Here is a 12,128-nt window from a genome sequence, read left to right on the forward strand (position 1 = left end):
AGGTGCGCCGCTCGACCGGAAACCAGGACCCGGCCGCCCTGCGCGAGACCGCGACGCAGGCCGTGAAGGCCGATTTGTCGGGGGACGAGTCCCGGAAGGCCCAGATCGAAACCAAGGCCGCCGACGCCCCCGCCAAAGCCCAAGGCATCCTGATGGATCAAGCCCGGACCCAGATCAAGGACGACGGGAAGCAGGTCGAGAAGACCGCCGCCGACGCCAAGCAGAAGGCCCAGGCGCCGCCGAGGTCACCCGCAGCGCCGCCTCGCAGGGTGCGCTCTAGGCGGCGCTCGCCCTCATCCTCGGTGCCACCGCGGCCTTTTATGACGGCCGTATGGGTGCCGTGACGCCGTTCGTGCCGGTCGTCCACGCCACCGGGCATCGCGTGCGCCGACCGCCGTTACGGCTCGGTCGGGGCCGCCCCCGGCTCAGCGGCATCGAGCTTGGGCCGCACCGTGCTCGCCTGCGCCTCCACCACCGCCGCGGCGGTGACGTTGACGATGCCGCGCGCCGTCACCGAGGGCGACAGGATGTGGGCGGGGTGCGCCGGGCCGATCAGCAGCGGCCCGACCGGCAGGGCGTCGGCCAGCACCTTGGCGAACTGGAAGGCGATGTTGGCGGCGTCGAGGTTCGGGAAGACCAGGACGTTGGCCGCACCCTTGAGATGCGAGACCGGCATCACCCGGTCGCGGATCAGCTCGGAGAGGGCGGTATCGGCCTGCATCTCGCCGTCCACCTGCAGCTCCGGCCGGCGCGCCTGGATCAGCCCCAGTGCGGTGCGCATCTTCACCGCCGAGCGCGAATCGGACTGGCCGAAATCGGAGTGGCTGAGGAGCGCGATCTTCGGGGTGAGGCCGAAGCGCGAGACGTGGCTGGCGCAGGCCACCGCAACGTCGGCGATCTCCTCCGCGCTCGGGTCCGGTCGGACATGGGTGTCGGCGAGGAAGAAGGCGCCCTTCTTCGTGACGATGAGGCTCATGGCGGCGAAGTCGAGGACGCCGGGTGCGAGCCCGATCACGTCGCGGATCGCCCGCAGACGTGATTCGAAGCGTCCCTCCAGTCCGCAGATCAGGGCGTCCGCCTCGCCCCGGCGGACGGCGATGGCACCGATCACCGTGTTGTTGGTGCGCACCAGGGTGCGGGCCGCATCCGGGGTGATGCCGCGCCGGCCCGCCACGTCGAGATAGGTCGCGACGTAGTCGCGGTAGCGCGGATCGTCCTCGGGATCGATCAGGTCGAAATCCTCGCCCTGGCGGATCGAGAGGCCGAAGCGCTTGAGCCTCGTCTCGATCACCCGCGGGCGCCCGACGAGGATGGGTCTCGCCACCTTGTCCTCGACGATGGCCTGCGCCGCGCGCAGAACCCGCTCGTCCTCCCCCTCGGAATAGATGACGCGCTTGGGGTCCTCCTTCGCCTTGGAGAAAATCGGCTTCATGATGAAGCCGGAGCGGTGGACGAAACGGTCCAGCGAATCGGCGTAGGCCTGGACGTTCTCGAGCGGCCGGCCGGCGACGCCCGAATCCATCGCCGCCTGCGCGACGGCGGGCGCGATGCGCAGGATCAGGCGCGGATCGAACGGGCTCGGGATCAGCGATCGCGGGCCGAACGGCCGCGCCTCGCCGCCATAGGCGCGGGCGACGACGTCCGAGGGCGTCTCGCGGGCGAGCGCGGCGATCGCCTTCACGGCGGCCTTCTTCATCTCTTCGTTGATCGAGGTCGCCCCGACATCGAGCGCCCCGCGAAAGATGTAGGGGAAGCACAGGACGTTGTTGACCTGGTTGGGGAAGTCCGATCGGCCGGTGCAGATCATGGCGTCGGGGCGCTTCTCCTGCGCCAGATCCGGCATGATCTCGGGGTAGGGGTTGGCGAGCGCCATGATCAGCGGCTTGTCGGCCATCGTCTCGAGGTATTCTGGCTTGAGCACGCCGCCGGCGGACAGCCCGATGAACACGTCCGCACCCGGGATGACCTCGGCGAGCGTGCGCGCCTCGGTGTCCTGCGCGTAGACGTCCTTCCAGCGGTCCATCAGCTCGGCGCGGCCCTTGTAGACCACGCCCTTGATGTCGGTGACGGTGATGTTCTCGCGCGTCGCTCCCAGCGACACCAGCAGGTTGAGGCAGGCGAGCGCCGCGGCGCCCGCCCCGGACGTCACGATGCGGACGTCGCTGAGCTGCTTTCCGGCGAGTTCGAGCGCGTTGAGGATGGCGGCCGCCACGATGATCGCGGTGCCGTGCTGGTCGTCGTGGAAGACAGGGATGTTCATCCGCGCGCGGCAGCGCTCCTCGACCTCGAAGCACTCCGGCGCCTTGATGTCCTCGAGGTTGATGCCGCCGAAGGTCGGCTCCAGGGCGCAGACCACGTCGACGAGCTTGTCGACGTCGTTCTCTGCGACCTCGATGTCGAACACGTCGATGCCGGCGAATTTCTTGAAGAGGACCGCCTTGCCCTCCATCACGGGCTTCGAGGCGAGCGGCCCGATATTGCCCAGGCCCAGCACCGCGGTGCCATTGGTGAGGACCGCGACGAGGTTCTGCCGGATGGTGAGGGTGGCGGCCTCGCGCGGGTCGGCGGCGATGGCATCGCAGGCCGCGGCAACGCCCGGCGAATAGGCCAGCGCCAGGTCGCGCTGGTTGCCCAGCGGCTTCGTCGCCTGGATCTCGAGCTTTCCCGGGCGGGGCAGGCGGTGATAGACGAGCGCCCCGGACTTGAGATCGTCGGACATGTTGTCGCCCATGGCCCTCACTCCCTGGAATGCGCGCCGCTCACGCGCTGCCGCGCCGGCCCGATCGCGTTCGGGTTGCGCCTGTTGACGACCCTGTTGCACCGCCTGCGGAACCTGCGCAACCCGCACAACGAGACCCGTCTTCACCTCGCGCGACTGGTGCGGGCACACGGTTTCAGCATCGGCGCCTATTCGTACGGACGCCCGAAGGTGCGCTTCGCCCGGGCGGGCCGGAGGCTGACAATCGGCCGGTATTGTTCGATCGCCGACCATGTCGAGATCATGCTCGGCGGCGACCACCGCCTCGACTGGGCCTCGACCTACCCGTTCGCGGCCATGTGCGGGCTCTGGCCCGGCGCGCAGGCGCCGGCCGACTACCAATCCTCGCGCGGGGACGTCACCATCGGCAGCGACGTCTGGCTCGGATCGGGTTGCCTGATCCTGTCCGGCGTCACCATCGGCCACGGGGCGGTGGTGGCCGCGCGCGCCGTGGTGACCCGTGACGTGCCGCCCTACGCGGTGGTGGCGGGCAATCCCGCCCGCGTCGTGCGCCACCGCTTCGATCCGGACACCGTCGCCGACCTCCTCGACACCGCCTGGTGGGAGCGCGACCCCGGCACCGTCTCGGCCCTTGTGCCGCTGCTGCAGAGCGGGCGCGTCGCCGAGCTGGTGGCCGCGCTGCGGAGCGAGAGCGTTGCGGCGGACCGGCGAATTTCCTAAACCCGCCGCCTGCCAATCACTTCGTTTCCGCACATGACGTCGCTTCCCGATGTCTTCTCTTCCCGATGTCTTCGCCCCAAGGCCCGCCGCCGATGTCCGACACCCCCCCCGACCGCCTCGCGGTGAACCCCAACAGCCCGTTCTACGACGAGAAGATCCTGGAGCGCGGCATCGGCATCCGCTTCAAGGGCGTCGAGAAGACCAATGTCGAGGAGTACTGCGTGAGCGAGGGCTGGGTCCGCCTCTCCGCCGGCAAGACCCTCGACCGCGCCGGCAACCCGATGACGGTGAAGCTCAAGGGCTCGGTCGAGCCCTACTTCCGCGATGAGTCCGGCGAGGCCTGAGCGCCCGCAGCTTTGAGCCGGCGCCGGTCCTCGACCTGGGCCGCTCGGCGGCCCGCGTGATGCTGCTTCGCCCCTACCAGCGTGCCAGCCTCGACGCCGTCCATGCCTCCTGGGGCGCGGGCGAGCGCGCTGGGCTCGTGGTCCTGCCGACCGGTGCCGGCAAGGCCCTGGTCATCGCCGCCCTGGTGCGCGAAGTCCTGGGCGCGGACCCGAGCCTGCGCGTGGCGGTCGTCACCCATACCCGCGAGCTCATCGCCCAGAACCACCGCGAGCTCCTCGGCTACTGGCCGGATGCGCCGGCCGGGATCTATTCCGCCGGGATCGGCCGCCGCGATGCGGGCGCCCAGGTCCTGTTCTGCGGCATCCAGTCGGTGGCCGGCCGGATCGCCGAGATCGGCGCGGTCGACCTCGTCGTCGTCGACGAGGCGCATCTCATCCCGCGCAGCGCCGAGACCACATATGGACGCTTCCTCGGTGGCCTCAGGGCCGCGCGGCCGGGCCTGCGCGTGGTCGGCCTCACCGCCACCCCCTACCGCCTCGACAGCGGCCGCCTCGACGAGGGCGAGGGCCGCCTGTTCGAGCGCATCCTCTACGAGGCCAATGTCGGCGACCTGATCCACCAGGGCTACCTCGCGCCGCTGGTCTCCAAGGCGACCGCCACGACCCTCGACGTCGCCGCGGTCCCCAAGCGCGGCGGCGACTATATCCCGAGCGCTCTGGAGGCCGCCGTCAACCAGGACTGGATCACCCGTGCTGCCGTGGAGGAGATGGTGGCATGGGGCCGCGACCGCCGGTCCTGGCTCGCCTTCTGTGCCGGCGTCGCCCATGCCGGGGCGGTGCGCGACGCGATCCGGGCCGAGGGCGTCTCCTGCGAGACGATCTCCGGCGAGACGGGCAAGCGCGAGCGCGACCGCGTCATCGCGGCCTTTCGCGATGGCCGGCTGCGCTGCCTGACTTCGGTCGGCGTGCTCGCGACGGGGTTCAACGTGCCCCGGGTCGACCTCGTCGCCCTGCTGCGCCCGACCCAGAGCACCGGCCTCTACGTGCAGCAGGTCGGCCGCGCCCTGCGCCTCGCGCCGGGCAAGGCCGATGGACTGATCCTCGACTACGCCGGCCTCGTGCGCATGCACGGGCCGGTCGACATCGTGACGGCGCGCAGCGCCGCGGCGATCAAGGGCCGCGAGGGCGAGGTGCGGGCAAAACCCTGTCCCGGCTGCGGCGCCCTCATCGCGCTCAACGCCAGCACCTGCGAGGCCTGCTGGGTCGAGCCGGACGAGCGGGACGAGGACGCCGCGCATGAACCCTGCGCCGACGACGAGAACCCGATCCTCTCCGGATCGTCGCCGGACTGGCAGCGGGTCGAGGGCTGGAGCCTCGCCATTCATGCCGGCCCGCCCGCCGCCGACAGCCTGGACGTGGCCTTCCGTCTCGCGGGCGGCCGGCGCCATCGCGTCCGCCTCGACCTGGAGCAGCGCGGCTATCCTCGCGAGAAGGCGGTGGCGTGGTGGCGCCAGCTCTCCGGCGGCCGGCCGGCCCCGATGACCGTGGCCGAGGCGCTGGAGCAGCAGGGCGACCTCGTGCGCCCCCTGGCGATCCAGGTCCGTGCCAATGGGCGAAACGCCGAGAGCATCAGCTATCGGCTGCCGGACGGGCGCGTCTTCGCCGATACCCGCCGACTCTCCGACGTCGCGTCCTGACGGGCCGCACTTGTCCGGTCGCCGCGCGTTGATCGTCCGGCGCTACGCCGTGAGGAGGGATTTTGCGGTGAAGGGGTCGAGGCCATCCACATGGCGCCGGGCGGCGAACGGGCTCCTGGCGCTCGCGGCCCGCCCGGTGCGGCGCGCGCAGGGCCGCCACGGCACGGTGCTGGAAGCCTATCGGGGCTACGGCTCGCACGACGAGATCTTCCTGATCGGTCGGGTGTTCCGGCAGTCGCGGCCCGAGCACGTCGAGCGGGATAGCGAGATCCGCCGGAACCTGCGCGACATAGGCCGGCGCATCCGCCGCCGCAGGGTCGCGGGCGCCGCAGTCGTCGCCCGCTTCGGCGGCGCCGAGACGCGCGTGGTCACGGACCGCGACGGCTATTTTCGCATTGCGATGCGCCTCTGCGAACCGCCCCCGGACGAGATCGCCTGGCACCCGGTCGACCTCGCGGTCGACACCGACCCGCCGCTGAGGGGGCAGGGACAGGTGTTCATCCCCACGTCGCGATGCCGCTTCCTCCTCATCAGCGACATCGACGATACGGTGATGCATACCGGCGTCGCCAACAGGCTCAAGATGCTGTGGCACCTCTTCGTCGCCGATGCCGAGAGCCGCGTCGCCTTTCCGGGCGTGGCCGCGTTCTACCGGGCTCTGCATGCCGGGCAGACCGGCGTAGAGGGCAACCCGATGCTCTACGTCTCGCGGGCGCCGTGGGGCATCTACGACATGCTGAGCACGTTCTTCACCCTGCATCGCATCCCGCAGGGGCCGGTGCTGTTCCTGCGCGAATGGGGCCTGTCCTGGAAGCGGCCGTGGCCGCGCAAGGCCGAGGATCACAAGCGGGCGCTCATCGCCCACATGCTCGCGCTCTACGAGGATCTGCCCGTCGTCCTCATCGGCGACAGCGGCCAGCACGATCCGGAGGTCTATGCGCGGATCGTCGAGGAGAATCCCGGCCGCGTCCTCGCGGTCTACATCCGCAACGTGTCGCGTGAAGCCGGGCGGATCGCCGACGTGGAGCGCCTCGCGATCGCCGTGACGCAAGCCGGCAGCAGCCTCGTCCTGGCCGCCGACAGCGTCGCCATGGCCGAGCACGCGGCCGGCCTCGGCCTGATCGCGGAGGACGCGGTGGCGGAGGTCCGGGGCGAGCGCGACGATCCCCTCGCGGTCGCCGCGACCGATCCGGACCAGCCCGCCAGCGTCGTCATCAAGTAGCGCTCGGTCACTCCCGGAGCGCACGGGGCCGCCCGCTGTCCCGGATGGCCGGCCCCCGGTGACGCCGTGTCTTCGACGTTCAGGCATGGAGGATCGGGCTTGCGGGATCAGCCGACCGTGCCGCCGCCGAAGGGTCCGTCCCCGAACGCGAGACGGCCCTCGTAGATCCCGTACTGGCAGGGAGTGCTCCATCGGGTTGATCTGGGCGGCCCTCACGTCGGCATAGGCGGCCAGATCTCTGCTCGAGCCGAAGCCCGCCGACGGGTCGCGACCCTCCGTCACGGTCACGGCGGCGACCGTCAGGTTGCTCATGGCCATATCCTCGGGGCCGGTCAGGCCGGCGAAGACCACCGATGCCGCGCCCGGCGGCGCCTGCGAACCGCCGTCGTCAGGGCGGCTCCGAGGAGGAGGGCGAAGCGCAGCGGCCGGGATGGCATCCCTTGCCCAGGCATCCCTTGCCCAGGCAGCCCTTGACCAAGCCTCGCGGTCCGGCCCCTCGGCACCGCCTCCGGCCGGGCATCGCCCTGCGCGCGCCTGGCGGCCCGCATCAGGTCGGCTCGTCGCGCCGCTTCACCCACCACCGTCGTGAAAACCGGTTCGGGCCGCCGCCCCAGGGTGTCGATGATGGTCGCCAGGCAGTTCGGCGTCGCCAGCGCGACGGATTCCTGCAGGTAGGACGCGGCCTCGTCCTGCTGCCCGCCCTCGAACAGCAGAAGGCCGAGATTGAGCGCCCCCCAGCAATCCCCGCCCGCGGCGGCGCGGCGATAGAGCGTTCGCGCCATGGCCCGGTCGACCAGCGTGCCCCAGCCCTCCTCGTGGCAGCGCCCGAGCATGCCCAGCGCCTTGGCATGGCCGAGCCCGGCCGCGACCGTGAAGCTGGCGAACGCCTTCCCGTGGTTCCGGCCCACCCCGGTCCCGTAGAGGAGGAGGCAGCCGATGTTGTAATGGGCCCAGTCGAGCCCGGCGGCGGCGGCCTTGCGGTAGTGGACCAGCGCCTGCGCGTGGTCGACGGGCACCCCCCAGCCGAGTTCGTGACAGCGCCCGACCATGTTGCGGGCCTCCGCACTGCCGATCGCCGCCGCCTTGGCGAACCAGCCATGGGCCGCCGCCGGATCGCGCGGGACGCCGTGCCCGTCGAGATGCATCTGGCCGAGCACCAGTTGCGCCGCCTTGAAACCCTTGCCGGCCGCGAGCCGGATCCACGCCACCGCCTCCTCGGGCCGCGTCGCCAGGATGACGCGCCACTCGGCCTCGGTCTTCCGGTGCAGGTTCCACAGGTCAACCACCGGGACGGGGGAGGGCGGAGCTGAGGACGTGCGCACCATCATGCCGGTTCCAGACCGCCGACCCCGCTTGGTTGGAATGTTTCCAGCGGAAGGGCAGGCATTGCTATGGAATAGGTCCGGCTCCGAGGACGATCAAGCTACTGTTTATCTAGTTTGTAGCTATTAAAATGTAAGTTTATAACGATTACACTTTGTCTCTTCCTTGCATCATGGCTTTGATGATTGCAGAGTCCGCTTGAAATACACTGTCTCACATGCTTGAAGCGCGCTCGGAGTCCGTCAGGAGTTGGATCGATGAACGAGCCGTTGTCACTGCGGGAATGGACCGGGGCCGGCGGACTCGGCATCGGTCTGGCGGCGACGCTCGGCGCCTTCATCCCCTTCGACGCCGAGGCTCAGGAGGCTGCCGCCGAACTGCCGCAGCTCAGCGTCGAGGGATGGGACGGGCGCCAGCCCAACACGCTCAACCAGGGCACCGGCCTGTCGCGCCTGCCCGGCCGCGTCCAGGACACGCCCCAGGCGATCAGCGTGGTTCCGGGCGAGGTCATCCGCCAGCAGAACGCCACCACCCTGGAGCAGGCCTTGCGCAACGTGCCCGGCATCACGGTCTCGGCCGGCGAGGGCAATGGCGGGCTCAACGGCGACCAGTTCCGCATCCGCGGCTTCCAGGCCAAGAACGACATCTATCTCGACGGCCTGCGCGACTTCGGCGTCTACGCCCGCGATGCCTTCAACATCGGCGACGTCCAGGTCATCAAGGGGCCGTCATCGGAGACCTTCGGCCTCGGCACCGCGGGCGGTGCGATCAACACGATCTCGAAGCGGGCGCTGCTCTCAGACTTCACCGCGGTCGACGGCACCACGGGCAGCGGGCCGACGGCGCGCGGCACCTTCGACGTCAACCGCCAGATCAATGCCACGACGGCGATCCGCCTCAACGGCATGGTCCATCGCCAGGACATCCAGGACCGCAACAACGTGTCGTCCGACCGGGCGGGTCTCGCCGCCTCGCTCGGCTTCGGCATCGGCACCGACACGACCTGGTACCTGAACTACCTCTACCAGCACTCCGAGCGCACGCCCGATTACGGAGTGCCGACCGCGCGCCGGCCCGGCGACCGCTACGCCAAGCCGCTCACCGAGTTCGGTCTGCCGCGCTCGACCTCCTATGTGCGTGCCACCGACCGCGACGACGCCAACGTCCACCTCCTCACCTCGCTGATGAAGTGGGAGATCGCACCCTGGCTGACGGTGACCAACGATTCGCGGCTGTCGTTCTACGACCGCAACTTCTCGACGACGGCGGCGACCTGCACGCTCGGCTGCATCGGCGGCTTCTTCTCCGGGGGCAACCCGCTCGTCACCTACAGCGCCGGCGGCGGCCAGAGCTTCGACCAGTCCGCCTGGGGCGCCCAGAACGTGACGACGGCGATCATGAAGTTCCACACCGGCTTCCTGCGCCACGAGGTCGTGGCCGGCCTCGACTTCTTCTACCAGAACGACGACCGGGTGAACTTCGCGATCGCCGGGACGCGCCGGGACCAGAACGTCCGGACCCCGGCCTCCGCCCAGGAGGGCTACGCGCTCACGCGGAACTACGGCAACCGCCGCGTCGGCGAGGGCGCCAATGCGGCCTTCTTCGTGAGCGACCGGGTCTGGCTCACCGAGCAGTTCTCGATCCTGGGCGGCGTGCGCCTCGACCGCTTCCTCAGCCGCTACGCCGCCACCAACACGACCGGACCGCAATCGGGCCTGTTCGCGGCCGACCAGAAGTCCGACACCAACGCCGCGAGCCCCAAGGTCAGCGGCATCTGGCAGCCGACGCCGAACCAGACCTACTACGTCTCCTACGCCAAGGGGTTCTCGCCCCAGGGGCAGTACGTCGCCAACTCCACCGGCATCGAGGTGCCGACCTCGAACCAGCTCTCCCCCGAGGAGAGCGACCTCTACGAAATCGGCGCCAAGATCGGCCTGTTCGACGGCCGCCTCGGCGTCGCCGGCGCGCTGTTCCGGGTCGACAAGAGCAACAGCTTCGACGTCGACCCCGTCACCGGCGGGCTCATCCTCGGGCCTCTCGATGCCGGCGAGCGCCGCCGCGTCCAGGGCTTCGAGGCCTCGATCACCGGCCGCCTCACCGACGAGTGGAGCATCCTGGCCGGCTACACCTATCTCGACGGCAAGGTCCAGTCGGGCCCGAGCATCGGCAACAAGGCCCCGTTCGTGCCCGAGAACTCCGCCTCGCTGTGGACGACCTACGACCTCACCGCCCATACCCGCGGCTGGTGGGGCCTGCCCGGCAAGGTCACGGTCGGCGGCGGCGTCACGGTGGACGACGGCTACTTCCCGGCCAGCGACAACATCACCCGCATCCCCGGCAGCTTCTCGCTCGACGCGCTGATCTCCTACGAGACCGACAGCTACCGGGTCGCCCTCAACGCCTACAACCTGACCGACGAGCTCAACTACGGTTCCTCCTTCTCCACGCGCGCCGTGCCGCTCTCGGGACGGACGGTGCTCGTGAGCGTCGGCACCCGGTTCTGAAGGTCTCACGCGGCTCTCCTCCCCTTGTGGGGAGGAGTTGGAGGTGGGGGTGGCTGGGTGACCCTGGGTCGAGGCCAGCGGAACCACCCCACCCCCTACCCCTCCCCGCAAGGGGGAGGGGAGGTGCTTCATCGACAACGCGATACGGAACCCCAGCCCTTGCTCGTCCACGTGAAATCCGTCCTCACCCCCGACGAGGTCGCCCGGTGCCGGGCGCGCCTCGAGGCCGGCGACTGGGTCGACGGCCGCGTCACCGCCGGTGCCCAGGCGGCGCGCGCCAAGCACAACCTCCAGATCCCCGAGGACGCACCCGTGGCGCGCGAACTCGGCGACCTGATCCTGCGCGCGCTCGGGCGCAGCCCGCTCTTCAACGCCGCCGCCCTGCCGCTGCGGGTGCTGCCGCCGCTGTTCAACCGCTACGACGTCGGGATGGGGTTCGGCGCCCATGTCGACGGAGCGATCCGGATGGTGCCGGGTGCGGGCATCCGCATGCGCGCCGACATCTCGACCACGCTCTTCCTCACCGACCCCGCCGAGTACGACGGCGGCGAGCTCGTGATCGAGGACACCTTCGGCCAGCACGACGTGAAGCTGCCGGCTGGCGACATGATCGTCTACCCGGCGACCTCGCTGCACCGGGTCGAGCCGATCACCCGCGGCTCGCGCTGGTCGGCGTTCTTCTGGTCGCAATCGATGGTCAAGGACGACGGCGCCCGCGCGCTGCTCTACGACCTCGACCGCGGCATCACGGGCGCGCGCGCCGCGCTCTCCGACGACAACCCGGCGGTGATCGCGCTCACCAGCTCCTATCACAACCTGCTGCGGCGCTGGGCCGAGCTGTGAGCCTCACGCATCGGCCCGAAAGGTGGTTGCCGGCTTTCGGGAAAAAGCCGATGCGCACCAAGACCGCCGCGATGGGGGAGGGGCGCGAGACCCTGGCGCGGGCGAAGCGCGCCAAGGCGCGGCGCGCCTTCTGGATGAAGCAGCTCTATGCCTGGCACTGGGTCAGCTCGGGACTGTGCCTCGTCGGCATGCTGCTCTTCGCGGTCACCGGCATCACCCTCAACCATGCCGGGCGCTTCGAGGGGAAGCCGGCGGTCGAATCCCGCGAGGCCAGCCTGCCGCCCGACCTCAAGGCGAGCCTCGCGGCTCTGCCGGCCACCGGCCGGGCGACCCTGCCCGGCCCGGTGAGCGACTGGCTGAAGACGACGCTCGGCGTCTCGGCCGGGACCCGCGAGGCCGAGCTGACCCGCGACGAGGTCCTGCTCTCGCTGCCGCGCCCGGGCGGGGACGGCTTCGTCAGCCTCGGGCGGCGCGACGGCGCCGTGCTCTACGAGCGCACCGGGCGCGGCTGGATCTCCTACCTCAACGACCTCCACAAGGGCCGCCATGCCGGCCCCGCCTGGAGCCTGTTCCTCGACGTGTTCTCGGGCGCCTGCCTCGTCTTCTGCCTGACCGGGCTCGTGCTGCTGCAGTTCCATTCGGCGAGGCGCCCCGCGACCTGGCCGGTGGTGGGCCTTGGTCTCCTCGCGCCGGTCCTCGTCGCCCTCCTCTTCATCCATTCCTGAAAGCCGCCCGCCATGCGCAAGGCCGTCACCG

The 12,128-nt window shown here is 70.4% G+C and carries 9 protein-coding genes and 1 pseudogene; 8 read left to right on the forward strand and 2 right to left on the reverse strand.

Annotated features, from left to right (window positions below; translation table 11 throughout):
* Nucleotides 1-344, forward strand: a pseudogene (locus ACFE7U_RS15310) (hypothetical protein); the annotation flags it as partial.
* A gap of 53 nt (nt 345-397) precedes the next feature.
* Here the strand turns inward: ACFE7U_RS15310 and ACFE7U_RS15315 are convergent.
* Complete coding sequence (locus tag ACFE7U_RS15315) at nt 398-2,731, reverse strand: NADP-dependent malic enzyme (protein ID WP_375410580.1); 2,334 nt, start codon at nt 2,729-2,731, stop codon at nt 398-400.
* A gap of 84 nt (nt 2,732-2,815) precedes the next feature.
* Between ACFE7U_RS15315 and ACFE7U_RS15320 the strand changes: the two genes are divergently transcribed.
* From ACFE7U_RS15320 to ACFE7U_RS15335, 4 genes are all read left to right on the forward strand, one after another.
* Nucleotides 2,816-3,439 carry a CatB-related O-acetyltransferase gene (locus ACFE7U_RS15320; RefSeq protein ID WP_375410588.1) on the forward strand — a complete coding sequence of 208 codons (624 nt, stop codon included), beginning with the start codon at nt 2,816-2,818 and terminating at the stop codon, nt 3,437-3,439.
* 92 nt (nt 3,440-3,531) lie between these two features.
* Nucleotides 3,532-3,783, forward strand: a complete 252-nt coding sequence (locus tag ACFE7U_RS15325; protein WP_375410581.1) for a DUF3297 family protein — start codon at nt 3,532-3,534, stop codon at nt 3,781-3,783.
* A gap of 56 nt (nt 3,784-3,839) precedes the next feature.
* Entirely contained in the window at nt 3,840-5,480 is a 1,641-nt protein-coding gene (locus tag ACFE7U_RS15330) for a DEAD/DEAH box helicase (RefSeq protein WP_375410582.1), read from the forward strand.
* Nucleotides 5,481-5,547: 67 nt separating this feature from the next.
* Complete coding sequence (locus ACFE7U_RS15335) at nt 5,548-6,702, forward strand: App1 family protein (RefSeq protein ID WP_375410583.1); 1,155 nt, start codon at nt 5,548-5,550, stop codon at nt 6,700-6,702.
* Between the two features lie 332 nt (nt 6,703-7,034).
* Here the strand turns inward: ACFE7U_RS15335 and ACFE7U_RS15340 are convergent, their stop codons facing one another.
* Nucleotides 7,035-8,030 (reverse strand): tetratricopeptide repeat protein, encoded by a 996-nt coding sequence (locus tag ACFE7U_RS15340; RefSeq protein WP_375410584.1) that lies wholly within the window; start codon nt 8,028-8,030, stop codon nt 7,035-7,037.
* 252 nt (nt 8,031-8,282) lie between these two features.
* Between ACFE7U_RS15340 and ACFE7U_RS15345 the strand changes: the two genes are divergently transcribed.
* The 3 genes from ACFE7U_RS15345 to ACFE7U_RS15355 all read left to right on the forward strand — a co-directional run bounded on the left by ACFE7U_RS15345 (nt 8,283) and on the right by ACFE7U_RS15355 (nt 12,097).
* On the forward strand, nt 8,283-10,529 hold the full coding sequence (locus ACFE7U_RS15345; protein ID WP_375410585.1) for a TonB-dependent receptor: 2,247 nt from the start codon (nt 8,283-8,285) through the stop codon (nt 10,527-10,529).
* A gap of 159 nt (nt 10,530-10,688) precedes the next feature.
* Nucleotides 10,689-11,372, forward strand: a complete 684-nt coding sequence (locus tag ACFE7U_RS15350) for a Fe2+-dependent dioxygenase (RefSeq protein ID WP_375410586.1) — start codon at nt 10,689-10,691, stop codon at nt 11,370-11,372.
* Between the two features lie 50 nt (nt 11,373-11,422).
* The gene (locus ACFE7U_RS15355) at nt 11,423-12,097 is read left to right on the forward strand and encodes a PepSY-associated TM helix domain-containing protein (RefSeq protein WP_375410587.1); all 675 of its coding nucleotides are present in this window, start codon (nt 11,423-11,425) and stop codon (nt 12,095-12,097) included.
* Nucleotides 12,098-12,128 lie beyond the last annotated feature (31 nt).

The organism is uncultured Methylobacterium sp. (assembly GCF_964251405.1).
Lineage (GTDB): Bacteria > Pseudomonadota > Alphaproteobacteria > Rhizobiales > Beijerinckiaceae > Methylobacterium.